This is a genomic window from Bacillus sp. RZ2MS9, from assembly GCF_001816185.2.
GTDB classification, from domain to species: domain Bacteria; phylum Bacillota; class Bacilli; order Bacillales; family Bacillaceae_G; genus Bacillus_A; species Bacillus_A cereus.
The window spans coordinates 3,907,466-3,933,859 of sequence record NZ_CP049978.1; the positions used below are offsets into that span (position 1 = coordinate 3,907,466).

Genomic DNA, 26,394 nt, shown 5'->3' on the forward strand with positions numbered 1-26,394 from the left:
TAAAAAACGGGGTACATCACCCCGTTTTTTTACAACCACAACCTCCGCCAGTACCACAACCTCCACCACAGCCACCAGCATCAAAGAATGGATTTCCTGTTGGCACTTTAATGGAAGAAGACACTTCCGAACCGATTGCTACACTAACTTCGTCTAATAACTTCTGCAAAGCAGTTTCTGCTCTTTTAAAAGCTGCAACCTTATCATGTAAGTCCACAGAACGCTTTAATTCTCTCATTTTCATCGACACGGTAGTATAGTCAGGATGGTATTTTCCAAAACGCTGTACTTCCTCATACCGTTCTTTCATCGCTGTAAATTGCTGAATTAGCGTCTGAAGTTCCATATCTTCATGTAATTCTCTATAATACTTACGATAATCTTCTGCTATATCTGAACAGATAATCGCTTTTGCAAGCTGCTCTGCCTTATCTAATATTAATACGCTTTCTAGCGTCGCTACAATCATGAGAGACACCTCCGAGTATCCATCATACCACATTTAGATTAGAACTACTAATTGAAGTGACTTACTCAAAAGAAAGATATAACGTAACTATTTTTACACTATATCCGTACACACTTATACATTAATATGTTCCGCTATATTATATTTAAGAACATCCCATTTTCCACTATTTTGTTTCACATAACTAATACACGCATTTTTTAATGGTGTCTTAAATGTAATTTCATCTGGTTCAATGGCATGTAAAATCGCTTTTATCGCGTGTGAGTGAGCAACAATAATAATACGTTTGCCAAAATGAGTTGTCGCAACATCTTCTAAAGCAGCAAAGCAACGAGCTACAATCTCTTCATCTCGCTCCATACCTTCTACTTTACCCTCAGCAATCAACTCTCTAACAGCCGCAACCGGCTTCCCTGAAGCTTCTCCAAAATTCCGTTCAACAAATCGCTCATCTAATAAAATCGATTGTAATCCAACTGCCGTTGCGATTTCATTAGCCGTTTCTTGCGCTCTAATTAACGGGCTACTTATAATGATATCCCACGTTTCTTCTTGTAAAGCAGCTGCACTTTGACTCGCTTGCTTCTTACCAACTTCATTAAGCGGAATATCTTCTCGCCCCTGAATAATTTCTTGAAAATTCCAATCAGTTTGTCCATGTCGTACTAAACAAATTTCCGTCATGCTGCAACTCCTTTTTAAATAATCAACTTCTATTGTAACAAAAGTTCTGCATGACGGACATATTTTTCACTTCCAATTAGGTTGCGTTTTGTTGCTTCATATACTGAAACATATCAATCATGATCGAAGCAACGGCCAATTGATTTTGAAACTTTTCCACTTTATCTGGTATCGTTTTTTTGAAATGTTGCATCGCCGCTAACTCAAAAGCCTCTTTTTCTTCAGGATTTCGTGTTAATTTTCTATACCAGTACGGTTGCTCTCTAATATAACGAGATAAATCCTCATCAGCCTTTATAAACTCCATAATTTCTGCTCTCATCATCTTTCCCCCTAATCCTTTTGAAAGAAAAACGGGTTATTTTCTGAAGTACTTTGCTCTTGCTGCGTACGGTTACCTTGAAATTGCTGAATAACTTGTTGCACGCTCCCAATTGCACTCGTCACATTGGCTAAATGGTTCTGCATTTGTTCCACGTCCAACTTTTTAAAAAAAGAAAGCATTTGCCCCATCACATCAGCAGTTTTTTCCTCTTCAGTTCGATTATCTTTTTCTTTTTTATTTTCTTTTACCGAAGAAAAAGCAGGCGCTCCATCCGGTCTATAAGTTGCCCATATTGGATCTTCTTCACCAAGTAAGTACCATTCTTCATAAAATTGTTGCCATGTTTTATGACCACTTCTAACCTCATGAACCATTTTAGGGTGATGGTTTACAAATTCTTTAAACTGTTGAACCGATGGATGTAACGGTCCTTTTGTTGTTGGCATAATCCTCACCTCTCCATGTATATCTACTATATAGTAAGAAAAAAAAGGCGCATGGTTCGCCTATTTTTAGACGATTCATGCACCTTTTTTTCTGCTATTTGCATACGGTCAGATTCCCACCTACAATTCAGTGAATACGAAGTAACTAATTAGGTGATGTAACACCCCACCGCTTACAGTTTCGCTTTATTTTCGAATAAAGTTTTGTGTATAAAATTTATCGTATACACCAACACCTAATCCTGTAAATTGTTCATTTAATAAATTCTTTCTATGCCCCTCACTATTTAACCAACCTTGCACTGCCGCAATTCCATCACTATGTTGCGCCGCTATGTTCTCACCAGCAAGTTGAAATCCTACTTTCCCGCGCTGCAAACGATCTCCTAGTGTACCTAATGTAGGTGAGTCATGAGAAAAATAATTATTGTCTTTCATATCTTTACTGTGACCAACAGCAACATCTGCTGTTTCCTGATCCCATGTTAATAATGGTAATTTATGACGACTTCGAATGATATTTGTTAAATCAAAAATTTGTTGCATATTCCCATTTTCTACTTGTTTTATTTTTTCTGGAGTCAATGGTTGTTCTGCTATTAATTCACCTGAATAAACGAGCTGATACGGTCTTTGGCGTAATAAAGTTTCATCATCCATATAACGAACACCAACAAGCTCATGTGTAAATTGATCAAAATACAATTGCGCCCATCCATCTTCTACAGGTATTAACGGTTGTTCCATGACTTCGGTATCAGATAGCTCAAATTGATAACTATTTTTCCCTCTTTTTAATGAAATTTCATGCGAAAGCGGACTTTTTTTATATACTTCTTCATATTTTTCATTTATATAATAAGGTGGAACCTTAACTTGTTCACCAGCTGCGTATGCCGTTACAACTTTACGTTCAGAAACTCCAAATTGAACATACTGAGTTAAATCCTGGTTGTATACCCACCATTCATATCCGTATGCAGATGGCTCTATTCGAGAGGGTTCTCCCCACTTCGCTAATAGGTTTTCAGAGTCTTCACCAATCATATTTAAAACAGTGTCTGAGGAGTCTTCCTTAATTTGCTTTTTCTTTTTCACAATTTTATTTTCTTGCTTTGATTGAGATGGGGTTAATATATATTGTGAAACGAGTAATTTCCCGTATAAATCAACAGCTAAAATTAAAAATGTAATCATTACGATACGCAATAATTTCTTCAAACGATATACCTCCTGAACAAAACATAAAATTGAGATATACACAAATCCTTTTCTTTCTTTTTGTGTGTACCGTACTCTTTTCACTATATCATATTTTTGTGAAAAAAGTCTGGATTATCCCTTTTCTCTCAATATGAATTGCATTTTCTTATTATTCATACTATTATAAAAATAATGGTGTAACATTAAAAAAGGAGGTATTATATGCAATTTACAAATACGAAATTTAATGGAGCCGTCGTTGAATTAACTCTTTTAACTGAAATCATGGAAAACAACCACTTCGTACTTGCCGGGCAGTGGGATTATGAACGAGTTACATACGATTATAAATTTGAAATATTAAAGGATGTTTATTATTTACGAGTGCAAGGAGTTGCTGTTGAAGGTGACATTGGCAGTAGACACGCTGAAGTAAAACTACTCCCCCCCTTATTAGGAAAACATTATTATCCTCACGGCGTTGAATATGGTGATGATGAGACTTTCCCAACGAATGTACTTCAAAAAAGCGAACAACTCCTACAAAATGTCGAAAAAGAGTTAAAAGAATTTCAAATTATTGATTAACAAAAACAAGCGCATCAATATGATGCGCTTGTTTCATTTCCCTTCCCTAAGAATGAATCGTTTTTTTTACTGGATATCCATAAATAGATCCATCTTTTACTTTAATCTCATCTTCCCAAGGGACCTTATATTTACCTTCAGCTAAATCTTTTACAAACGTATATGGATTTTCTTTCACCCCACCAGGAGTTGCTACATATCCTCTTGAACCTAGATTATATATATTATTTTCCAATCCCCATCCTAATCTAGCCTGATCTGCTAGTTCTGGATATACTTCAGCAGTAACAATCTCCCAAGGATTTCGATGACCCTGTACTAAAGTAGTCCCATCAAAATTACATACTTGTCCTTCACCAAAGTAATAAAATACACCATCATAACCCGCTAAGTTTACCGACAATGTATACATTAAATTTTGCCATGCATTTGAACGATTCGTTAGCATCCATTGTTCACTAACTTGTGTACTATATCCAGAAATACGAATTAAGACATTTGCACCTTTATAGGCCGCTTCACGAGCTACTTCAGGGAACATGCCATCATGACAAATACAAACAGCTAATTTACTTCCTCCAGGTCCATCACAAACAGGTAAGCCTAAATCTCCAGCTTTCCAAGGCTCGACTGGCACCCAAGGATTTAGCTTACGATACTTCAAAATCATTTCACCTTGTGGATCAATAATAACTGCTGTATTATACGGCTCTCCACCATCAGGATTTTTCTCCATTATTGAAAAAACACCATATACTTTAGATTCTTTACATGCCTCAGCAAATAAGTCTGTTTCTGGCCCAGGCACTGTGCATAAAAATTCTTCTGTAGTCCATTTTTTTGTATTGAGCCCTTGTGTACTATATTCAGGAAATACTATCAATTCTAAACCAGGGTAACCTGATTTGGTCGAATGAATTGTTTTTATGATTTGTTGAATTTGTTTATCAATGTCTGTACGCGATTCTACTACTGGTACTGGATATTGAATTAGTGCTGTCAAAAAACCACTAATCGGCTTTACCATACTTCCACTACTACCCATTTAAACTCCCCCTTAAAATAGTTCGTGTTTATTAAAGATAACAATATATATTTGTAACTCTCTAAAAAACTTGCACTACATATGGAATTATTACGCATGAAAGCTAGTAGTAAATTTTATCTCCACTTTTAGTACACGCCTACACTAACTTAACATAAAAAGTTAGAAAATTCAATCTTTTTAAGGTAACTAAAAAAGAAAAAGCGCATGGAATCCCATACACTTTTTTACTTAATCTGTAAATACGGCGGCAATTGTTGCAACTGCTCCTTATCCTTTTCACGTTCTCTACGTGCCCATCTAAAGAATACATAACCTATAATTGTACCGTACACTATTTCCTGGACAATTTTCATTATGATACCACCAGTTTGCTGATCTTGTACGACTGGCATCCAGTGCAAAAATTCTGGTCCCGTTATATTTAAATCTGATAAAGTGCCCGCTGGTACACATAGTTCCATCGCTTTCATCCAAGCAGCCGGATCCGTATACGTTGCAAATAACGGGGCTGTCGCAAAAATGATTAACGCACATGCAGGCGTTAATAATATGCCGTTAGCAAACATATAACCAAGTTTCTTTATATCACTTAACGTTTGATATTCTGGTAATGGATTTAACATCGGCCACCACATCATGATTGCTGTAAAAAACAATATAGCGAGACAAATAGGATGAGCTATTTGACTTTGTTTTACTGTATCAAAAACAACTGGTAAATGATAAAAAGAAAACAGGCCGTTAAATACAAACAACGCAATAAGTGGTTTAGCAAATGCCTTTAATATAATTTGAACGAACTTAAAAGAAGTAATGTAACGATATAACCAAATTGGTATACCAAGCAACAGTAACGGTGGAACTGCAATATACATGACTGCCATTTCAAACATATGAGCACTAAATATAATATGGCCAATTAAATCAATAGGCCCTCCCTTTACAAAATACAAAAGAACAATACCAGTCGTAAAATAAAAAATTTGCTTCTTACTTACCTTCGTCGCATTTTCAAATCGCATTCTATATGGTCCAATAATTAAGAAGTACCCAATAAGAATCGAAAGCATAAATAATAAAAAGATTGGACTCCATAAAGCCTGAAAACCAAATATCCACAAGTTACTCATTTTCACACCTGCCTTCGTAAGGTTATCTCATAATATGAAGAGGGAGCTGTGACAACACAAGCTCCCTTATTTTTCACTTTTCAAATCCACACGATTGTCATAAAAGCTAAAATTGTAATTAACCCTATTAGCAGACCAGAGTAAAGAAAGAAACTTGCTGCTTCATGTCCTTTATGACTCATATGCATAAAATAATACAATTGAAAAATTACTTGTACCACTGCTAATAGTAAAATAAACGGTACAGAGAAAATCGGACTAAAAGTTTTTGGATACGCCACTGCTACAAATGCAACTAATGTTAAAAAAATCATTAATGCAAACGTAATAACTTGATGCCTCATTTCCTCCGCACTTTTTCTCTTCCGATAAACAAGATCAACTTTAGGATTATTCGTTTGCTTTATCGCCATTGTTTATCCCACCATTCCCATTAAATATACTACAGTGAAAATAAACACCCAAACTACGTCAATAAAGTGCCAATAAATCGATGCAACATAAAACTTCGGTGCATTGTATAAATTTAGACCTCTCTTCGCATTTCTAAAGATTAATGTTAAAATCCAACATAACCCAAACAATACGTGGAGTCCATGTGTACCAACAAGAGCATAAAACGCAGAGCCAAAGGCACTACTTCTCATAGTATGCTTAAATTCATGTGTATAATGATAAAACTCATATATCTCAAATCCTAAAAACCCTAAACCTAGCAATACTGTTACTAGTAACCAAAGCTGCATTTTCTTAAAGTTAAAGTTTTTCATGTGATACATCGCATATACACTCGTTAAGCTACTCGTTAATAAAAGCATCGTCATAATGAAAACGAGTGGCATTTGGAACATCTCTTGAGATGTTGGTCCACCATTTGTAGAATTCTTTAACGCTAAATATGTGCCGAATAAGGAAGCGAACAACACTGTTTCGCCTCCAAGAAATAACCAAAAACCGACAAACTTATTTTTCCCTTCAAGGGTTGCTTTTTCAGGCTCTGCTGGAAATGTTTCATTCGTTAATTTTTCATCTACATGCATTATGCCTTGCCCCCCTTATCCTCTAAATCTTCTTTATGAATATGATACCCATGATCATCAATTACTGAACGTAGGAACATTGTGCCAAATGTAATGATTAAACCAATAATTGCTACTAATAACCAGAACTTATCTTTTCCGCCCTGCATATACATCGCACCAAATGCCGCTATAAACAATCCGAAAGAAATGACAAATGGTGAAAACGAAGGATTTGGCATATGAATATCACCAACTGGTTCCGCTGCTGTCATTTCTTTATTACCTTCACGTTTTTCAATCCAAAACGGATCTAATCCGCGAACAAATGGTAATTGTTTAAAGTTATATTCTGGTGTCGGTGCTGGCATTGTCCATTCTAATGTACGTGCATCCCACGGATCACGACCAGCTTTTTCTTTTGATACTGTCGTTTTAATTACATTGAATAGAAGAACAATCGTTCCAAGAGCCATAAACACCGCTCCGATGGAACTAATCATATTCCCCATTTCCAACCCTTGCCCTTCAAGATATGTGTAGTAACGGCGTGGCATACCAATCAAGCCAAGGAAATGCTGAATAAAGAAAGTTAAATGGAAGCCGATAAAGAATAGCCAAAACGTTATCTTTCCTAATGTTTCATTTAATACTTTATTAAACATCAGTGGCCAATAATAATGAGCTCCTGCAAGTAAACCAAATACAACACCGCCAACGATTACATAATGAAAATGTGCTACTACGAAATAGTTATCATGAAATTGATAATCAGCTGGTGCAGATGCTAGCATAACCCCTGTAACTCCACCCATTACGAATGATGGAATGAAAGCTACTGCCCACATCATTGGTGTCGTAAAACGAATACTTCCGCCCCACATTGTAAAGAGCCAGTTGAATATTTTGATACCAGTCGGAACCGCAATCGCCATTGTTGCAACTGAGAAAATAGCATTAGCAACTGGACCAAGTCCAACAGTAAACATATGGTGCGCCCATACCATAAATCCTAAAAATCCAATTAATACAGTCGCAAACACCATCGATGAATAACCAAACAATCGTTTTTTCGAAAATGTTGCGAAGATTTCTGAGAATATTCCGAAAGCTGGGAGTATAAGAATGTATACTTCTGGATGACCGAAAATCCAGAATAAATGCTCCCATATAATTGTATTCCCGCCCAATGCCGGATTAAAGAAACTTGTTCCAAATAAACGATCTAACATTAAAAGTCCTAATCCTACAGTTAACGGCGGAAAAGCGAATAATATAAGCGAAGATGTTACAAATGTTGTCCATGTAAACATCGGCATACGCATATACGTCATTCCTGGAGCGCGCATATTAATAATGGTTACAAGGAAGTTAATTCCTCCAATTAGTGTACCAATACCTGAGATTTGCAAGCCGAGTACATAGAAATCAACACCATGACCTTTAGAGGCTAAAGCTAAAGATGCATAAGATGTCCATCCTGCATCAGGTGCTCCACCTAAAAACCAACTTAAATTTAAAAATACTCCACCAAAGAAAAATAACCAAAATCCGAGTGAATTCAAAAACGGGAACGCTACATCACGTGCACCAATTTGAAGTGGTACAGCGGCGTTCATAAATGCAAACACGAGTGGCATAGCTGCGAGGAAAATCATTGTTGTACCGTGCATCGTTAATACTTGATTATAAGCATCCCCAACAAGAAAAGCGTTGTTAGGAATCGCTAATTGAAGGCGAATAAATAGAGCTTCTATTCCGCCTATTACAAAAAACAATCCACCTGCAATTAAATAGAGAATGGCAATCTTTTTATGGTCTACTGTCGTTAAATAATCCCATATGACAGCACCCATCCCCTGTTTTTTTGCTACAGAACTCACGTTTTCAACCTCCCCTTCGCGAATAGTCCCTCTTTACTTTTCAACTTTTAACGTTTGTAAGTATGCATTTAATGCATCAATTTGATCATCCGTTAAGTTGCCATATTTGCCAGTCATTTTGTTTCCTGGCTTCATATTTTCAGGATCTTTCAGCCATTTTTTTAAGTTTTCTTCATTGTTTTCGGCAATACCGGCAACCATATCGCGATCCGCAAAGTTTGCTAAGTTTGGTGCGATACGAGCGGAAGGTGGTCTACTATCATTAGATCCAACTGCGTGACAACCAATACAGCTTTTATTAAATATTTCTTGGCCCTCTTGCGCCTTTGTTGAAGCTACTTCTTTCTTCCCATCAATCTTCTTCATATCAGCAAGCCATTTTTTGTACTCGCTTTCATCTAAAGCTTTCACTTTAAATTGCATTAAAGAATGTGATGGGCCGCAAAATTCTGTACAAAAACCATTATAAGTGCCCGATTTATCTGCCTTTAACCACATTTTGTTCACATTGTCTGTATTTGTATCCATTTTCCCTGCTAAAGATGGAACCCAAAATGAGTGTTTAATATCGGCACCCTTCAAATTTAAATACACTTTCTTACCTGTGGGGATGACCAAATCTTGCGAAGTTACTATCTTTTCTGATTTATAAGAAAATTCCCACCAATAAAGATTCGCTGTTACATCAACAACGATAGTATCTTTATCAATATTCTTTTTCTCCATCGCACTTACATCAGCAAGTTTGAATGTATATGTAACTGTTGGAACAGCTAAGATTAGTAAAAGAATAATCGGAATAACTGTCCATATAATTTCTAGCTTGTGATTCCCTTCAACTTGCTCTGGAATATAATCTTCCTGACCTTTCTTTTGTCGGAAACGCACAATTACATATAAGAAAATAATAGTAACTACTAGTACTACTCCTACCATGATTGCACTCGCCAGTAGAAGTAAATCATATTGCATTTTTGCTACTTCTCCTTGCGGAATTAAAGTAGATTGAAAGGCTTTACCGCATCCCCCTAACAGTAAAGCCAGCAGTGAAACGAACGAAAGCAGTCGCCACTGTTTCTTCATACAAACAACCCCCACTTTCCTTGTGAATTAGATTGTACTTTATAGTTAAGTAAAGTAAATCTCAACGTAAAGAAATCCAATTATGTCGTTGTCTTAGAAGAATGTAACTACAATCATTGATACAAATAAGATTGTTAAATAATTTAGGGAATAAACAAACATTTGCACGGACCATTTGATGTCATCTTTCTTACGGAAGCCATAAAACCCTAAAACGATCCATCCGATGTTAAGCAGTGTTGCAATTACCATAAATGTTATCCCTAGTCCACTCATATAAAATGGTAGTGGTAATAAACATACTGTCCAAATCATAATTTGGCGTTTCGTAATTTCAAATCCATGAACTACAGGAAGCATTGGAATTCCTGCATTTCGATATTCATCAACACGTTTCATTGCTAATGCAAGGAAATGTGGGATTTGCCAAATAAACATAATTAAAAATAACATCCAAGCAATTGGATGGCCTAAAGATGGATCGATTGCTGCCCATCCAATTAAAGGAGGAACTGCACCAGATATACTACCTACAACAGTATTTAGTGTATACTTTCTCTTTGTCCATAAACTATATAGAACAACATATGTGAAAGCACCAATAAATCCCATTAAGACTGCCATTGGTGTTGTTAATAATAAAAATACAAAACCAAGAAGTAATATGACTAGTCCAAATGTAAGTGCAAATCCTGGTTTATACTTTCCAGTAACCGTTGGACGGGTCTTTGTTCTTTCCATTAATGGATCGATGTCTCGATCAATGTAGTTGTTTAAACAACATACCCCTGCCATAATTAATCCTGAACCAACGATTGTAAAGAATAACTTATCCAGATTATCCATTACACTTAATCCATTAAAGTGTAATGCCAACCAAAATCCTGTAAATACAGTAAGTGTATTTGAGTTTACAATCCCCATTTTAACGAGTGCTTTTAAATCTTGTAACCGAGTTGTTTCCGGTACACTTGTAACAGCGGACTCATCATGCAGCTCACTTGTTGCATGGTTCATCACTCTAACCCCCTCTTAAAACTTTCATCTTTCTTTTTGCGCCTATTTCAAATGAAATAATTCGCTTCTATATAGCAATATTATTACAGTAGAAATATTGTTAACCCATTCTACTACTAATCTACGCCCATACTCCAATATATTAAATCATATTTCCCGAACATTTTGTGAAGAAAACATGAACTTTTTGTGTCGAATATAAAAAACTTCATTCTGACTTGTCCTTATCATAACATGATGTTACCTTCTATAATAAACTATTTTGTCCTATTTAACACGTATTCTCCCCATTTCTTTTCAAAATAGCCTATTTTTCACCCAAAATTTTCCTTGCGAACCCTGTTTTTACACCTATTTTCTCTCCCTTTCCTTCCCCCTCCATTTCTTTGCTATTTTATTATTTTTTATATATCATAGGAACTAGCGCGTTTTATTCTATACATAATGGAATGAAAATATTTCGCAATAACTTCATAGCAGAAAGATGGTGAAAGAGATTGCAACGCTTTATTAAATGGTTAGCAGTCATTACAAGCCTTGATTTATTAATAGTTTTATTAGGAGGCGCTTTAGTTACAAAAACAGGTTCTGGTCAAGGTTGTGGTAAATCATGGCCACTTTGTAACGGTGAATTTGTTCCATCTAATTTATCAATGGAAACTATTATTGAACTTAGCCACCGATTAACATCAGGATCAGCTGGAATTCTTGTCACTCTACTTTGTATTTTGTCCTGGAAATATTATAAACATGTGCGTGAAACAAAAACGTTAGCAATTTTATCCTTCGTATTTTTAGTTGCACAAGCATTAATGGGAGCAGCAGCAGTTGTTTGGGGACAAATGCCAGCTGTACTTGCTATCCATTTCGGTATTTCCTTAATTTCATTTGCTTCTGTCATTTTATTAACGTGTCTTATCTTTGAAATTGACCAAAAATTTGATGCACGTTCACTTATTATGGACAAAAAAATGAAATTTCATATTTATGGTGTAACAATTTACAGTTATATCGTCGTCTACACAGGTGCTTTAGTACGTCACGAACGAGCTAGCTTAGCCTGTCCAGACTTTCCTTTATGTAGCAAAAACAGACCTATGCCAACTCAACTACATGAATGGGTTCAAATGGGCCATAGGGTTGCAGCGATGTTAATTTTCGCTTGGATACTATACGCCATGATTCTCGCTATTCGCCATTACAAGCAGCAACCTGTAGTATATTGGGGATGGATCATTTCATTTATCCTTGTTACACTTCAAGCTGTAGTAGGAGTTTTAGTTGTATTTACAAACGCTAGTTTAGCGATGGCATTGTTACATTCTCTATTCATTTCTTGCTTGTTTGCCGTACTATGCTATTTAGTTATGTTAGGAACAAGAAGTAAAGTGAATGCCAAAGAAGCCGAATCAACTTCTAAACAAACAAAATAATTTAAAACTAAAATCCCTTGCCAATTCGGCAAGGGATTTTTTGCAATAAAAAAGAGCTGTATTTACACAGCTCTTTTCTTATTTTAGTGATCTAATTCAATAAGTAAATCACCCGTTTGAATCGCATCACCATCGTTAACATATACTTTCTTTACTTTACCATTGAACGGCGCTTGAACTGTCGTTTCCATTTTCATCGCTTCTGTAATTGCCATAGAATCGCCTTTTTTCACTTCGTCGCCTTCTTTTACAACTACTTTAATTACCGTTCCTGGCATCGTTGCACTAATATGATTTGGATTCTCACGGTTTCCTTTCACACGTTGTGCAACTGTTGCTTTTACACTCTCGTCTTTCACGATAATTTCACGTGGTTGACCGTTAAATTCCAAGTAAAGAACGCGGTTTCCATCCGGCTGAGGTTCTCCAATTGATACTAGTTTAACCATCAATGTTTTACCCTGTTCAATTTCTACATCAATTTCTTCACCTAGTCTCATACCATAGAAGAACGTCGGTGTATCAAGTACAGATACATTTCCATAAAGCTCAGCAACTTTTTCATAATCCATAAATACTTTTGGATATAAAGCATATGCCACTACATCAAAAATCGTTACTTCGCGTCCAAGTTTATGGAATAATTCTTCTTTTAACGCTTCGAAATCTACTGGCTCTAGTAATTCACCTGGTCTTACTGTTAATGGCTCTTTCCCTTTTAAAATAATCTTTTGTAATTCTTTCGGGAAACCACCGTACGGTTGACCTAAATCACCAGAGAACATTTCAACAACAGATCCTGGGAAGTCCATCGCATGTCCACGCTCTAAAACATCTTGTTCTGTCAGATGGTTTTGAACCATAAATAATGCCATATCACCAACAACTTTTGATGATGGTGTTACTTTTACAATATCTCCAAACATGTCATTCACACGGCGGTACATTACTTTCACTTCATCGAAGCGATCTCCTAAACCAACCGCCTTCGCTTGTTGCTGAAGATTACTATACTGCCCACCCGGCATTTCATGCATATATACCTCTGTATGAGGCGCATTCATACCACTTTCAAACGGTGCATAGTATTTGCGTACATCTTCCCAATAGTGAGATAGTTTTTCTAAAGAATCTATATTAACATCTGGTTGTCTTTCGTTTCCGCCTAACGCATAGTATAGCGTGTTCGCACTTGGTTGTGACGTTTGACCAGCCATAGAACTCACTGCTACATCGACGATATCAACACCTGCTTCAATTGCCTTCGTATACGTTAATATACCATTTCCACTCGTATCGTGCGTGTGCAGATGAATTGGAATCGACACTGTCTCTTTTAATGCAGAAACTAAATCATATGCTGCATTTGGTTTTAGTAAGCCCGCCATATCTTTAATACCTAAAATGTGAGCTCCTGATGCTTCTAACTCTTTTGCTAAATTTTTATAATAATTTAAATCATATTTACTACGCAGTGGATCATGAATATCCCCTGTGTAGCACATTGTTGCTTCTGCAATTTTACCAGTGTCTCGTACAGCGTCAATTGCAACTCTCATGCCTTCCACCCAGTTTAAACTATCAAAAATACGGAATACATCAATGCCTGCTTGAGCAGAACATTCCACAAATTTTTGAATTAAATTATCTGGATAGTTTTTGTATCCAACTGCGTTTGAAGAACGAAGTAACATTTGGAATAACACGTTCGGCATTTTTTCACGAAGATCTAGTAATCGTTCCCATGGATCTTCTTTTAAGAAACGATACGCAACATCAAACGTTGCACCGCCCCACATTTCCGCTGAGAATAGGTTCGGTAACATTCTCGCTGTTGGCTCCGCAATTTGATGTAAATCTTTTGTACGAATACGAGTTGCAAGTAATGACTGGTGTGCATCACGGAATGTTGTATCCGTTAAAAGTACACGTTTTTGATCCTGTACCCATTTTACTAATCCGTCCGCTCCACGCTCGTCCAAAATTTGTTTCGTTCCATTTTGGATTGGCTCTGAATGTTTTAAACATGGAATACGAGCATCTGGGAATATTGGTTTTTCTTTTTTCCCTACTCCTGGGAAACCATTTACTGTTACTGTACCAATGTAATTTAACATTTTCGTTCCACGGTCTTTACGTTTCGGGAACAAGAACAATTCAGGTGACGCATCGATAAATGAAGTATCATATTCTCCTGATAAGAAGTTTTTATGCTTTACTACATTCTCTAGGAATGGAATATTTGTTTTAATACCACGAATACGGAATTCTTTTAAGTTACGTTCCATTTTTGCAGCAGCTTGCTCAAAAGTAAGTGCCCAAGTTGTAACTTTTACAAGTAAAGAATCGTAGTACGGTGTAATAACTGCACCTTGGAAGCTATTCCCTGTATCAAGACGCACACCAAAACCACCACCTGATCGATACGCCATAATTTTTCCTGTATCCGGCATAAAATTATTTAGCGGATCTTCAGTTGTTACACGAGATTGAATTGCAAATCCATGTACAACTACTTCCTCTTGCTTCGGAACACCTACCATTTTGCTATGTAATGAATGTCCATCCGCTATTAAAATTTGTGATTGAACAATATCTACTCCCGTAATCATTTCTGTAATCGTATGTTCTACTTGAACACGTGGATTTACTTCAATAAAGTAAAACTCATCATCTTTTACAAGGAATTCTACTGTTCCTGCATTTAAATAGTTTACATTTTTCGTTAACTTCACAGCAGCATCACAAATACGCTGACGCAGATCATCTGAAAGTGATACACTCGGTGCAATTTCTACAACTTTTTGATGACGACGTTGTACAGAACAGTCACGCTCGTATAAATGAACAACATTGCCTTCTTCATCTGCTAAAATTTGTACTTCTATATGTTTAGGTTTTTCAACGAATTTTTCGACGTAAACTTCATCATTACCAAAAGCTGCTTTCGCTTCTGATTTCGCTCGATTATATGATTCTCCTAATTCCTCACTAGTACGCACAATACGCATACCACGACCGCCACCCCCAAGGGATGCTTTAATAATAATCGGGTAATCATACTTTTCAGCAAATTTTTCGACTTCTTCTAATGAATTTACTGGACCATCACTACCAGGTATAACTGGAATTTGTGCTAGCTGCGCTTGTGTTCTTGCTTTCACTTTATCTCCAAACATATCTAAATGCTTACTTTTCGGACCGATAAAGATAATTCCTTCTTCTTCACAACGTTTAGCGAATTGAATATTTTCTGACAAGAAACCATATCCAGGGTGGATTGCATCTACATGATTACTTTTTGCAATCTCAATAATGCCTTCAATATCTAGATAAGCATCAATTGGTTTTTTTCCTTCCCCAACTAAATAGGACTCATCGGCTTTATAGCGATGATAAGAACCACTATCCTCTTTAGAATAGATTGCAACTGTTTTTAATCCAAGTTCCGAACAAGCTCGAAACACACGAATTGCAATCTCTCCACGGTTAGCTACCAATACTTTTTGAATACGTTGCAGCTTTGTCATGATTTTCCCCCTCTACTTTCCTACCACTCTAGAGATAAAATATATACACACCTTAAAAAGCGTGAAGTTCTTCACTTTCCACATTATATTATACTTAGAAAGCTTCACTTTATTTTTATCCATCATACCTTATTTTCTAACAAATGATAAGTTTTCTGTGCAATTTGTTTCACAAAAATAGTATAGCATACCTCTTCCTTTTCTAACAACTTAATTGTATATCACATTTAAGTTAATGTGATATATCTTTTTAACTGAAAGAGAAATTAGTACATCATATTTAAAACTACTTAAAAATAAAAAACACATCATGCTCTAAAGCACAATGTGTTTTTATTTTACAACTACAAGATGTGGTCCATTTTGTTCTCTTTCTTTCATTACACCATTCTGTTGTTTCTCTTGTCGTTTCACGTGACTAGCAATATTAAGTAGTATTCCCATTGCAAGTAGATTAGCTATTAAGGAACTTCCACCATAACTAATAAACGGTAAAGGCACTCCAGTAAGTGGTATTAATCCAGACATACCACCAACATTAACAAAAGTTTGTACTCCTATTAAACTTGCAATTCCGATTGCAATTAAACTTCCAAAAGGATCGTTACATTTTTGAGCAATCCTGAATGAACGAATAATAATAAGTAGCAAGCAAATTAAAATAATAGCTACACCAATAAAACCTAATTCTTCAGATATAATAGCCATAATAAAATCTGTTTGAGGTTCTGGTAAATAACCATATTTTTGCACACTATTTCCTAATCCTCGACCATTTAGCCCTCCTGAAGCAATTCCAATAAAAGAATTTACTAATTGGAATCCATCATTCTGAGGATCATTGAATGGATCAAGAAAAACTGAAAAACGTGCCTTTTGATATCCACTTAATTTATAATTAGCCAAAAAATATAGAGCTGGAATCCATACTATAGAAGTTAAAACAATTCGTTTAATCCATAAATTAATCCTTACTCCTGAACAAAGAAACATAATCCCTACTGTTCCTGCAATTAACAAATCGGTACCTAAATCATTTTGCTTTAAAATTAAAAACATTGCCATTCCAACAAAACCAAGTGTAAGTCCCGACCCTTTAAAAACAGGTGTATTTGTTTCTTGTCTCCTTGCAAAAAAGCGAGCTAATATAATAATAATCGATAATTTAACAAATTCAGCGGGCTGTATACCTAATATCCAACCTTTTGCACCATTTATTTCCTTACCAAAAATCAAGGCTGCTGCTAGTAAAGCAATACTCCCTAGCCCCATCGCCGATAAAATTATTCGTTTTCTCCAAAACTTATAAGGTAACGAAGCTACAATTACTAACAATACCGTTCCAATAGCTAAAGTTATTAATTGTTTTTTAAAAAAGTAATTTGCCGGCCAGTTATGCCTCGAAATCGCAACAATGGAACTAGAACTATATACCATTATTACTCCCAGCACACATAAGATAACAAGAGGAAGTAATAATGAATAATCCATTGATTTCCATACTTTTTTCATTTCATTTCCTCTTTCTGTTTCAATTTAATTATTGTTGTATTCCATATGTACATTGATTCTTCCTGCTTTATTATACAAATAAAAAGCTCAAACTAATTTAGTTTGAGCCCCCTTATTTGAACCCGTTATTGTTGTTTGTTTGTAAATGCTTCATGAAGTGCAGATAACTCACGTTCGAGCTCACCTAACATTGCTTTCCCTTGTTCTTCTGCAATAAGACCAAGGCGAACCGCAAAATCGACCTCGCGGGATAGTCCAAACATTTGTGTGTCTAACACTTCTTCATATAATGGACATTGCGGCATTGTAAGATGGTCCATTTGCACCTTAATAAGTCTTAAAATCTTCTCTGCATCCGCTTGTAGAAGGGCTAGTGCCTTTTCCTGATGATTTGCTACTGTCTCAGACGCCAAATTGATTCCCTCCGTTTCCGTCCTACTCTCCTCTATCCTATCTATTAATATTAGCGATAGTTTTAATAAATTGCAATAGAAACATTTTTTGTGACAACAGTGTCTAATACTATTATACTGAAAAGTGGGAGTATAACACAAATGGGGGAACAACAATGAGCGAAATTTTATTTATTAACGGAAAAGTACGTTTTCCAATCACTATTGATCCAACTGTTTGGATCTTTGATGATCGAAAAGTAGATTTGACAACTTACTTTGATGAAACTAGAGAAAACACGTCTGAACTAGAAACTTATTTAAAAAACACTTCAGAACATTGGGATCGCGAAATCCGTGATGGTGCCGCTTTTCCTCCAATACAACAAAGTGTGAAGAAATATAAAAAAGAACAGCTGATTACTGGAACATTTGGTATACCATTTCATCCATTTCTTGCTAACGCTGAAATTTTAGAGGACGCTACGCAAGTTGAAATTGAAACGGTAGATCATACAATGACACTTCCATTAGAAACTGTCAAAAATGCTATACTAGGCTTTTCAAAAGAAGGAAAACCATTAAAAGAAGACGGACCTGTTCATCTCTATTTCAATGATGGATCTAATCAACAAAATCCAATCCGTAACATCCGTAAATTTACAATTATTTAAAGAAAAGGAGTGAGCTTAAGCTCACTCCTTTTTACAATAAATCTGCTGCTAGTTGAGCTAAATTAGATCGCTCACCTTTAACAAACTTCACATGACCACTAATACGCTGTTCTTTAAACTTCTCTACAACATATGTTAAGCCATTATTATATTCATCTAAATATGGGTGATCAATTTGCTGAGGATCTCCCATCAATACAATCTTACTCTTTTCCCCTACCCTAGTTAATATCGTTTTCACTTCATGCTTTGTTAAATTTTGTGCTTCGTCAATGATAATGAACTGATCTGGAATACTTCTCCCGCGTATATAAGTAAGGGCTTCTACTTCAATCGAACCCATTCCAGCTAAAATAGCATCTAACTCTCCTGGCTTTTTCGTATTAAATAAATACTCTAGGTTATCAAAAATTGGCTGCATCCATGGTCTTAACTTTTCTTCTTTTTCTCCTGGTAAATAACCGATATCTTTTCCGACTGGAACAATTGGTCTTGCCACAAGTAATTTTTTATATAACCCTAAGTCTTCTGTTTGCATAAGTCCCGAAGCTAACGCAAGTAACGTTTTTCCTGTGCCGGCTTTCCCCGTTAACGTTACAAGCGGAATATCTTCACGAAGCAACAATTCTAATCCCATAATTTGCTGTACGTTTCGTGGTCGTATCCCCCATACTTGTTCATTGTGAAAAATAAGTTTCTTTACCTTCTTACCTAAGTGATCCACAATGCCAAGAGCAGAACTAGAGCCCCCTAATGCATCTTTCATCACTACAAACTGATTTGGGTAAAAAGGATGATTCGCAATTTCAGATAGAGGCAATTCACCTTTCTCATAAAAATAATCCAATTGTTCTTTTGATATATATCCTTCTAAAAAGCCAGAATATATATTTTCTACTTCAATTACGCGATCACTTAAATAATCTTCAGCCTTCAAACCAATTGCATCAGCTTTTACCCTTACGAGTACATCTTTACTTACTAAAATAACAGACTTCCCGTCCTCTTTTTCCTGTTCTTCTAAAGATAGATTTTTTGCTACAGCTAAAATTCGATTATCATTTGTTTTTTCTACAAAAATATCTTGTAGTTGCACGAATGAACGATGGTTCAATTCAATACGAAATGTTCCGCCGTTTTCTAGCGGGATACTTTCATGCAGCTTTCCTATTTCACGAAATTTATCTATTAACTTAGATACATAACGAGCGTTTCGTCCTACTTCATCCATATAACGTTTTTTCGAATCAACCTCTTCTAATACAACTGCTGGAATCACTACTTCATTGGTTTCAAATGAAAAAATAGATAAAGGATCCTGCAAAAGTACATTCGTATCTAACACATAAATTTTATCCAACCTGTTACCCCCTGACTCCACTTTTAAATTTGTAGAACAAGGGTTTCATCCATACAATATGGACGAACCATTGTTATAATTATATGTACCGTGTAAACGAGGTAGAATCGAAAATCATAGTCATTAAACCTTTTATTTATTCTTTATTCATTTCTATTCAATATATTACTTTTTATTATAATTATTAACGTTAAATCACAATAACCGATTACAAAAGTGAATAAACGAATTTCCTATTTAGCATCTTTATAATTCTCTTATCCCTACTAACACTTCATTATCCAGCTTTTTCGCTGCCCGAAGATCATATGTTTTTTCATATGTTGGTTCAATTGCAAGTTTCGCTCCATAAAACATAACATCACGCACTTCTTGCACATTTACTTCTATTACAGTTAATTTTAAAGAAATACCTTCCATTCTATCTGTCAAAATTTCACCTGCACCACTTATAGAAAATACGGATTCATTCGCCATTATAGTCAATACCACACCTGTATTATGCCGTATATTTTCCACAATACGTGAACGTTGATCTACTGCAAATCGAATACTAGTTTTACTCACTGCATACACCCAAGAAATAGCACTTACGTTAGGAACTTGCTTTTCGAAATCTGTCGTTGCTATCATAACAATACACTCTTTACGCAACGTTTGTACTAAATCCTCTGTTAAGGTAGGCTCTACTACATTCGCCATATTTTCACCTCCAAACATACTTGGTATATCCTTATCATAACTTATTTTTTGAATTGCGAAAATATTATTTTTTCCCACTATTATTCAAAAACATTATACTTCCATGATATACTTATACTGATAGAATTCGTATTGAGGTGACGAAATGAGAGTCAAATGTATGATTTGTGATAAAAAAGATATGTTAGATGATGAAAATCCTATGGCAAAAAAACTGCGTAATCGCCCTATTCATACATATATGTGCATGGAATGTTCGGAACGAATTGCAGAGCGTACAATGGAACGTCATGCAAGTGGTAATTTCCGATTATATCGTGATAAAAAAATCGAAGATGATTGGTAAAATGTAAATAAGTCCTTACTCATATAGATAAGGACTTATTTATATTTTTCTGGTTCACGATTCATCTGATCCAAAAAACAATCAATGGCTTCTAACGGAAACCTTGCAGATTTCCGTTCTCCATTCATTTCATATGTAATTAAATACATTTCCTCGTTCTTTTCGACTTCCACATTTCTTAATTTATGTTCTTCATATATCATATTTTGAAATAACAAATATGTTTCTTTTGCAGCACTATCATCTGGGCGTGCTTCCGCAACTGTTTTAATTGTTAACCAATTATATAGTGCATCTTGTACTGAACGCATGAAAACTCCCCTTCCTTATCCTGCTTTTTGTTGTTTCGCTTGACGCAAACGCAATCTATAAATTCCAAGTACAATTGCCGCTACAACAAGTCCTTCTCCAACAGGTAAAAACACAGCAAAAAAGGTTAATACTGTGCATCCAATTGCTAATGATATGTATATCACAATATTTTTTAGTACAGACAACTTTCTAGCAAACCCTAAATTATAAACGAGAGCACTTAATATAATAATCGTCCCATAAAGTAACCACATTCCTAACTCTGGATTTTCATCTACCTTACACAATTTTGCAAAAAAAGACATCCTTTCTAACACACTCTTCCCCCCTAGCAGTAAAATGCAATTTTCTTTATACACTTAATACAAGAGTAACTCGCAAAAAAAATACTGTCCACAAAAATGAGTAAATATTCTAAAAAATAAACAAAATAAAAAAACAACGCCCTTTATAAAGGGCGTTGTTTTTTTATTTTTACGCTTCGACAGATTTCTTTTTCTTAGCAGCTCTTTCGCGCTCACTCTTATCAAGAATCTTTTTACGTAGACGAATTGATTCTGGAGTTACTTCGCAGAACTCGTCATCGTTTAAGTACTCTAATGATTCTTCTAAAGTCATTAGGCGTGGTTTCTTCATTGTTGAAGTTTGATCTTTCGTCGCAGAACGAATGTTAGTTTGTTGTTTCATTTTCACAACGTTAACTGTTAAGTCATTCTCACGAGTGTGTTCTCCTACAATCATACCAGCATATACTTCTGTACCTGGTTCAACGAAGATTACACCACGGTCTTCAACTTGCATAATACCGTATTGTGATGCTTTTCCTGTTTCAAGTGAAACTAGAACACCTTGACGACGTCCACCAACTTGTCCAGCGTGTACTGGTTGGTAGCAATCGAATGTATGGTTTAAAATACCGTAACCACGAGTTAATGTTAAGAATTCTGTTGTGTAACCAATTAAACCACGTGCTGGAACCATGAAAGTAAGGCGAACTTGACCGTTTCCGTTATTCACCATATCTAACATTTCACCTTTACGTGCACCCATAGATTCCATAATAGAACCAGTGTATTCTTCAGGTACATCGATTTGTACACGCTCTACAGGCTCACATCTTACGCCATCAACTTCTTTAATGATTACTTCTGGCTTAGATACTTGTAATTCATAACCTTCACGACGCATGTTTTCAATTAAGATAGATAAATGTAGTTCCCCACGTCCAGATACGATCCACGCATCAGGAGAATCTGTATTATCTACACGTAAACTTACATCTGTTTCTAATTGTGAACGAAGACGCTCTTCAATTTTACGAGATGTAATGTATTTACCTTCACGACCTGCAAATGGGCTGTTATTTACAAGGAACGTCATTTGTAGTGTTGGCTCATCAATACGTAATAATGGTAATGCATCTTGATGTTCAACTGGACATACTGTTTCACCTACGTTAATGTCTTCCATACCAGAAACGGCTACTAAGTCCCCTGCTTTTGCTTCTTCAATTTCTTGACGTTTTAATCCCATGTAACCGAATAATTTCGTTACGCGGAATTGCTTCACGCTTCCGTCTACTTTCATTAAAGCAACTTGTTGTCCAACCTTCATTGTACCGCGGAATACGCGACCAACTCCAATACGTCCAACGTAGTCGTTGTAATCAAGAAGTGCTACTTGGAATTGAAGTGGCTCTTCGCTGTTATCAATTGGTGCTGGAATATGTTCGATAATTGTATCGAATAATGATTTCATATTCTCTTCTTGATTTGCTGGGTTTGAATCTAAGCTTGCTGTTCCGTTCATTGCTGATGCAAATACAACTGGGAACTCTAATTGATCTTCGTTTGCACCAAGCTCAATGAATAAGTCGATTACTTCATCAACTACTTCATCTGGACGAGCGAAGTCACGGTCAATTTTGTTTACAACTACGATTGGAGTTAAGTTTTGCTCAAGAGCTTTCTTTAAAACAAATCGTGTTTGTGGCATACAACCTTCATATGCATCAACAACAAGTAAAACACCATCAACCATTTTCATGATACGTTCTACTTCTCCACCGAAGTCAGCGTGACCAGGTGTATCTAAAATGTTAATTCTTTTATCTTCATAGTGAATCGCTGTATTTTTCGCTAAAATTGTAATACCGCGTTCTCTTTCTAGATCATTTGAATCCATTGCGCGTTCTTCAACGTGTTCGTTCGCACGGAAAGTCCCCGCTTGACGTAATAACTGGTCAACAAGTGTTGTTTTACCATGGTCAACGTGGGCAATAATTGCTATATTACGTAAATCTTGTCGTTTTTTCAACATGTCCAACTCCTAATGTCTTTTTAATCCTTCTCTATTATAAGAGCGAAGGGGATACAATAGCAATTAAAATAAAAGCAAGAATGAAAATATAGTTGTATTCTTACTTTTGTGAAAGTAAAATGAGATTGGAGGGTGAAGAAATGGAACACATTCAATATCGCTTTTTATTAACTGCAATTATCGGTGTTATTTTCTTAATCGGTATCGGCATTATGATTGCTGAAAATAGTCCAATCGGTATTATTATTTGCATTATCGGCACATTTGTTACAGTTGGATACGGTTTTGTAACAAAAAGAAAAATGCGCAAATCACAATAACGCTAAAAAGTAAGAAGCTTATACACAGCCTCTTACTTTTTTTGTTGCTCTCATATAAACGATAACACTTCTTCATACACTCCTGGTTTTGCAACTAACACACTGCTCTTCTCTATGATAGAAAGTGGCGCTCCAGAGAATGTCGTCACCTTACCTCCAACTTCTTCTACAATTATCTTTCCTCCGCCAAAATCCCATGGTGATAATCTCGGCGTTACATATGCATCTATTCTTCCTGTTGCAACGTATACCATCTCTAACGCTGCACAGCCATATGATCTTGTGCCTCTTGCTTTCTTAACAAGTGCCATCATACTTTCCATATTAAGCAATGGATTATCTGTAAGCCATATCGCATTTAAAGCTACAATACCTTGCTCTACAGTTCCTTTTTTCAGTGTAGGAATTGATATATCATTACAAAAAGCTCCAGATCCCTTGACTGCATGATATAGTTCATCATGCACTGGATCATATATAAGTCCAATCTTTCCGATACCGTTCTCATAAATCCCAATTGAAATCGCAAAATTTCTTTTTTGATGAACAAAGTTCATCGTGCCGTCAATTGGATCAATTAACCAAACAACCCCGTCAGAAGACGTTATCTCGTCTCCATAACCCTCTTCTCCTAAAATATTATGATTCGGGAATGTTTCTTTAATTTTCCCAATTAAAAACTGTTCTATCTCTCGGTCCATATTTGTAACTAAGTCAGCTGCATTTGATTTTGTTTCTATAATAAGTGCTTTTTTCATTGATGCCATTAAATGCTCTCCTGCATCCCGAATCCACCGTTTGGCGTGTGCATCAATGTCTTTCCATACTTCTTGCATGTTTAAACACTCCGATCTATACTGTTCACAGAAAAAACGAACCCTTTATAAGGTTCGCACCAACTAATTTTTTATACATATACTATTATTACGCTTCTAAACGAATCATTTCAAGTCTTAACACTTCTAACTTTTGTACACACTCTTCTTTTTTCTGTTTGTCATCTTCCATCATCGCATCATATAAAGTTGCTAATTCATAATCTAGCTCCAAACGTAGCACCGGTATTCTCTTTTCAGCATCTGTTCTCTTTAACGCATTAATCACCTGTCTCATATTATTTGCCTCCTCCCAATATTCGTCTGCCCTCGGACTAGAATTAATTCAATTTTCTGATTTTTTTGTTTTATACTATACTATGTTGGATAAATCATCTATGCAACAAAATTATATTTTTTTATTTAAATTTTTTTGTGCTGTTTTTTTTATGAATAGTACAAGCTATGCTAAAATAAAAGCAAAATAGGAGTTGGAGGAACAATCATGACAATACAAACATTCAAGTCAACTGATTTTGATGTCTTTACAGTTGATGGTCTCGAAGAACGAATGAGTGCAATTAAAACGAACATTCATCCTAAGCTAGAAGCTTTAGGGGAACAATTTGCAGAATACTTATCCAAACAAACTGATGAGAACTTTTTTTATCATGTTGCAAAACACGCACGCCGCAAAGTCAATCCACCAAACGATACTTGGGTTGCTTTTTCAACAAATAAACGAGGATATAAAATGCTACCGCATTTCCAAATCGGCTTATGGGGTACTCATGCCTTCATATACTTTGGTTTAATCTATGAGTGTCCACAAAAAGTTGAGACGGCTCATGCCTTCTTAGAACATTTAAATGATTTAAAAACAAATATTCCAAATGACTTCGTTTGGTCCATTGACCATACTAAACCAAGTGTGAAATTACATAAAACACTTGAAACCGAAGACTTACAAAAGATGATTGAACGATTAGCTACTGTAAAAAAAGCAGAATTATTAGTTGGTATTCATATATCACCAGAGGAGTTTTCAGCAATGACCAACGAACAATTCCTTGCTAAGATTGAATCTACGATGCAATCACTCCTTCCTTTATATGCACTGTGTAATCGATAGTAGAAAACGGACAATTTATATTGTCCGTTTTTAGTTGTTATCACATTATATCACTTCAGTTTTTATTTTTCAAAATATTTTTTACATTTTTACGAGCTTTTGTTCTTCGACTTCTTTTGCCCTTTGAATAGCACGATATATAGAGTATCCACTTACTTCTTGAAATTCTTTATCAATTTTCTTTTCTTCTGCTTTCGATGGAACAATCTCTTTAAAACGACGATATAAACCCATTAACTCTTCTCTTATAATCCCTTTTTCATAAGCTTTCTCAATCGCTTCATAAAACTTAACAATTGTAACCATTTCCTCATTTGACCAATCATAATCTAACGGATATTGATATTCCATTTCGCACCTCATTTATCATTTCTTCTTGTTTCATTATGCTATCTTAAAGAGAATATTTTATTCTTCATTATAGCCACTCTGCATTATACACTATTTATTCATTTTAATGGAATTGTCTTCCTCTATTCATTAGTTGAGGCTAACTATTAAACATACTCACCTTAAAAACATTTTTTTCTATACATCTATAATTATTGGTGATATAATGCTTTTGTTTTATAGAAAATAAAGTGAAGCTACCATCTCAAAAACGATTTTTTGAATGGCAGAAAAACAAGCCTTATTCTAAAAAAGGCTA

At 35.6% G+C, this 26,394-nt stretch carries 29 protein-coding genes; 6 read left to right on the forward strand and 23 right to left on the reverse strand.

Translation table 11 applies throughout. From position 1 onward, the window contains the following. Window positions 1-16 precede the first annotated feature (16 nt). From BHV55_RS19715 to BHV55_RS19735, 5 genes are all read right to left on the reverse strand, one after another. Window positions 17-469 carry a YlbF/YmcA family competence regulator gene (locus BHV55_RS19715; protein ID WP_000634366.1) on the reverse strand — a complete coding sequence of 151 codons (453 nt, stop codon included), beginning with the start codon at window positions 467-469 and terminating at the stop codon, window positions 17-19. Window positions 470-583: 114 nt separating this feature from the next. Continuing rightward, window positions 584-1,156: a histidine phosphatase family protein gene (locus BHV55_RS19720; protein WP_000134947.1), complete on the reverse strand. Its 573-nt coding sequence runs from the start codon at window positions 1,154-1,156 to the stop codon at window positions 584-586. 76 nt (window positions 1,157-1,232) lie between these two features. Continuing rightward, window positions 1,233-1,478 carry a YlbE-like family protein gene (locus BHV55_RS19725; RefSeq protein ID WP_001200990.1) on the reverse strand — a complete coding sequence of 82 codons (246 nt, stop codon included), beginning with the start codon at window positions 1,476-1,478 and terminating at the stop codon, window positions 1,233-1,235. Between the two features lie 11 nt (window positions 1,479-1,489). Next, the gene (locus BHV55_RS19730; protein WP_001143346.1) at window positions 1,490-1,927 is read right to left on the reverse strand and encodes a YlbD family protein; all 438 of its coding nucleotides are present in this window, start codon (window positions 1,925-1,927) and stop codon (window positions 1,490-1,492) included. 186 nt (window positions 1,928-2,113) lie between these two features. Then, window positions 2,114-3,148, reverse strand: a complete 1,035-nt coding sequence (locus tag BHV55_RS19735) for a CAP domain-containing protein (protein WP_000735378.1) — start codon at window positions 3,146-3,148, stop codon at window positions 2,114-2,116. Between the two features lie 204 nt (window positions 3,149-3,352). Here BHV55_RS19735 and BHV55_RS19740 point away from each other — a divergent pair, with 204 nt between their 5' ends. Then, a complete protein-coding gene (locus tag BHV55_RS19740) occupies window positions 3,353-3,718 on the forward strand; it encodes a YugN family protein (protein WP_001160947.1) in 366 nt (121 codons plus the stop codon). Between the two features lie 46 nt (window positions 3,719-3,764). Here the strand turns inward: BHV55_RS19740 and BHV55_RS19745 are convergent, their stop codons facing one another. The 7 genes from BHV55_RS19745 to ctaB all read right to left on the reverse strand — a co-directional run bounded on the left by BHV55_RS19745 (window position 3,765) and on the right by ctaB (window position 10,898). Further along, entirely contained in the window at window positions 3,765-4,763 is a 999-nt protein-coding gene (locus BHV55_RS19745) for a formamidase (RefSeq protein WP_000535813.1), read from the reverse strand. A 227-nt stretch (window positions 4,764-4,990) separates the two neighbouring features. Next, the gene (gene ctaG, locus BHV55_RS19750; protein WP_000069022.1) at window positions 4,991-5,896 is read right to left on the reverse strand and encodes a cytochrome c oxidase assembly factor CtaG; all 906 of its coding nucleotides are present in this window, start codon (window positions 5,894-5,896) and stop codon (window positions 4,991-4,993) included. Between the two features lie 80 nt (window positions 5,897-5,976). Continuing rightward, a complete protein-coding gene (gene ctaF / locus BHV55_RS19755) occupies window positions 5,977-6,309 on the reverse strand; it encodes a cytochrome c oxidase subunit IVB (RefSeq protein WP_000985706.1) in 333 nt (110 codons plus the stop codon). A 3-nt stretch (window positions 6,310-6,312) separates the two neighbouring features. Further along, window positions 6,313-6,936, reverse strand: a complete 624-nt coding sequence (gene ctaE, locus BHV55_RS19760; RefSeq protein WP_000557861.1) for a cytochrome c oxidase subunit III — start codon at window positions 6,934-6,936, stop codon at window positions 6,313-6,315. Further along, the gene (gene ctaD, locus BHV55_RS19765; protein ID WP_153578907.1) at window positions 6,936-8,771 is read right to left on the reverse strand and encodes a cytochrome c oxidase subunit I; all 1,836 of its coding nucleotides are present in this window, start codon (window positions 8,769-8,771) and stop codon (window positions 6,936-6,938) included. Before ctaD ends, ctaE begins: the two co-directional genes overlap by 1 nt. Window positions 8,772-8,831: 60 nt before the next feature. Further along, the gene (gene coxB, locus BHV55_RS19770; RefSeq protein WP_000745268.1) at window positions 8,832-9,881 is read right to left on the reverse strand and encodes a cytochrome c oxidase subunit II; all 1,050 of its coding nucleotides are present in this window, start codon (window positions 9,879-9,881) and stop codon (window positions 8,832-8,834) included. A gap of 93 nt (window positions 9,882-9,974) precedes the next feature. Next, window positions 9,975-10,898 carry a protoheme IX farnesyltransferase gene (ctaB, locus tag BHV55_RS19775; RefSeq protein WP_001015056.1) on the reverse strand — a complete coding sequence of 308 codons (924 nt, stop codon included), beginning with the start codon at window positions 10,896-10,898 and terminating at the stop codon, window positions 9,975-9,977. Between the two features lie 497 nt (window positions 10,899-11,395). Here ctaB and ctaA point away from each other — a divergent pair, with 497 nt between their 5' ends. Beyond that, on the forward strand, window positions 11,396-12,331 hold the full coding sequence (ctaA, locus tag BHV55_RS19780) for a heme A synthase (RefSeq protein ID WP_001188744.1): 936 nt from the start codon (window positions 11,396-11,398) through the stop codon (window positions 12,329-12,331). 83 nt (window positions 12,332-12,414) lie between these two features. Here the strand turns inward: ctaA and pyc are convergent, their stop codons facing one another. The 3 genes from pyc to BHV55_RS19795 all read right to left on the reverse strand — a co-directional run bounded on the left by pyc (window position 12,415) and on the right by BHV55_RS19795 (window position 17,786). After that, complete coding sequence (pyc, locus tag BHV55_RS19785; RefSeq protein ID WP_000164087.1) at window positions 12,415-15,861, reverse strand: pyruvate carboxylase; 3,447 nt, start codon at window positions 15,859-15,861, stop codon at window positions 12,415-12,417. Between the two features lie 333 nt (window positions 15,862-16,194). Further along, window positions 16,195-17,373 (reverse strand): FtsW/RodA/SpoVE family cell cycle protein, encoded by a 1,179-nt coding sequence (locus BHV55_RS19790; RefSeq protein ID WP_000758413.1) that lies wholly within the window; start codon window positions 17,371-17,373, stop codon window positions 16,195-16,197. Between the two features lie 125 nt (window positions 17,374-17,498). After that, the gene (locus BHV55_RS19795) at window positions 17,499-17,786 is read right to left on the reverse strand and encodes an Fpa/YlaN family protein (protein WP_000135694.1); all 288 of its coding nucleotides are present in this window, start codon (window positions 17,784-17,786) and stop codon (window positions 17,499-17,501) included. Window positions 17,787-17,941: 155 nt separating this feature from the next. Between BHV55_RS19795 and BHV55_RS19800 the strand changes: the two genes are divergently transcribed. Further along, window positions 17,942-18,439: a molybdopterin-binding protein gene (locus BHV55_RS19800; RefSeq protein ID WP_001289809.1), complete on the forward strand. Its 498-nt coding sequence runs from the start codon at window positions 17,942-17,944 to the stop codon at window positions 18,437-18,439. Window positions 18,440-18,470: 31 nt separating this feature from the next. Here BHV55_RS19800 and BHV55_RS19805 read toward each other — a convergent pair whose 3' ends face one another. Together BHV55_RS19805 and BHV55_RS19810 are read right to left on the reverse strand one after the other, a co-directional pair. After that, a complete protein-coding gene (locus tag BHV55_RS19805) occupies window positions 18,471-19,799 on the reverse strand; it encodes a PhoH family protein (RefSeq protein WP_000358083.1) in 1,329 nt (442 codons plus the stop codon). A gap of 246 nt (window positions 19,800-20,045) precedes the next feature. Then, on the reverse strand, window positions 20,046-20,501 hold the full coding sequence (locus tag BHV55_RS19810; RefSeq protein ID WP_000024597.1) for a pyridoxamine 5'-phosphate oxidase family protein: 456 nt from the start codon (window positions 20,499-20,501) through the stop codon (window positions 20,046-20,048). A gap of 145 nt (window positions 20,502-20,646) precedes the next feature. On the opposite strand from BHV55_RS19810, the gene BHV55_RS19815 reads away from it, so the two are divergent. Beyond that, on the forward strand, window positions 20,647-20,847 hold the full coding sequence (locus tag BHV55_RS19815) for a YlaI family protein (RefSeq protein ID WP_002082250.1): 201 nt from the start codon (window positions 20,647-20,649) through the stop codon (window positions 20,845-20,847). A 35-nt stretch (window positions 20,848-20,882) separates the two neighbouring features. Here BHV55_RS19815 and BHV55_RS19820 read toward each other — a convergent pair whose 3' ends face one another. From BHV55_RS19820 to typA, 3 genes are all read right to left on the reverse strand, one after another. After that, entirely contained in the window at window positions 20,883-21,158 is a 276-nt protein-coding gene (locus tag BHV55_RS19820; protein ID WP_001258147.1) for a hypothetical protein, read from the reverse strand. Window positions 21,159-21,173: 15 nt separating this feature from the next. Then, on the reverse strand, window positions 21,174-21,476 hold the full coding sequence (locus tag BHV55_RS19825) for a YlaH-like family protein (RefSeq protein ID WP_000893662.1): 303 nt from the start codon (window positions 21,474-21,476) through the stop codon (window positions 21,174-21,176). A 157-nt stretch (window positions 21,477-21,633) separates the two neighbouring features. Next, window positions 21,634-23,478, reverse strand: coding sequence for a translational GTPase TypA (gene typA / locus BHV55_RS19830; protein WP_000914762.1), 1,845 nt, complete (start codon window positions 23,476-23,478; stop codon window positions 21,634-21,636). A gap of 140 nt (window positions 23,479-23,618) precedes the next feature. Here typA and BHV55_RS19835 point away from each other — a divergent pair, with 140 nt between their 5' ends. Further along, window positions 23,619-23,798, forward strand: coding sequence for a DUF5325 family protein (locus tag BHV55_RS19835; RefSeq protein ID WP_000400127.1), 180 nt, complete (start codon window positions 23,619-23,621; stop codon window positions 23,796-23,798). Window positions 23,799-23,848: 50 nt separating this feature from the next. Here BHV55_RS19835 and BHV55_RS19840 read toward each other — a convergent pair whose 3' ends face one another. After that, on the reverse strand, window positions 23,849-24,634 hold the full coding sequence (locus tag BHV55_RS19840) for an inositol monophosphatase family protein (RefSeq protein WP_070756920.1): 786 nt from the start codon (window positions 24,632-24,634) through the stop codon (window positions 23,849-23,851). 88 nt (window positions 24,635-24,722) lie between these two features. Beyond that, on the reverse strand, window positions 24,723-24,911 hold the full coding sequence (locus BHV55_RS19845) for a hypothetical protein (RefSeq protein WP_001250164.1): 189 nt from the start codon (window positions 24,909-24,911) through the stop codon (window positions 24,723-24,725). 207 nt (window positions 24,912-25,118) lie between these two features. Here BHV55_RS19845 and BHV55_RS19850 point away from each other — a divergent pair, with 207 nt between their 5' ends. Continuing rightward, a complete protein-coding gene (locus BHV55_RS19850; RefSeq protein WP_000155317.1) occupies window positions 25,119-25,745 on the forward strand; it encodes a YktB family protein in 627 nt (208 codons plus the stop codon). Window positions 25,746-25,826: 81 nt separating this feature from the next. Here BHV55_RS19850 and BHV55_RS19855 read toward each other — a convergent pair whose 3' ends face one another. Then, window positions 25,827-26,096 (reverse strand): UPF0223 family protein, encoded by a 270-nt coding sequence (locus BHV55_RS19855; RefSeq protein WP_000456552.1) that lies wholly within the window; start codon window positions 26,094-26,096, stop codon window positions 25,827-25,829. Between the last annotated feature and the right edge of the window lie 298 nt (window positions 26,097-26,394).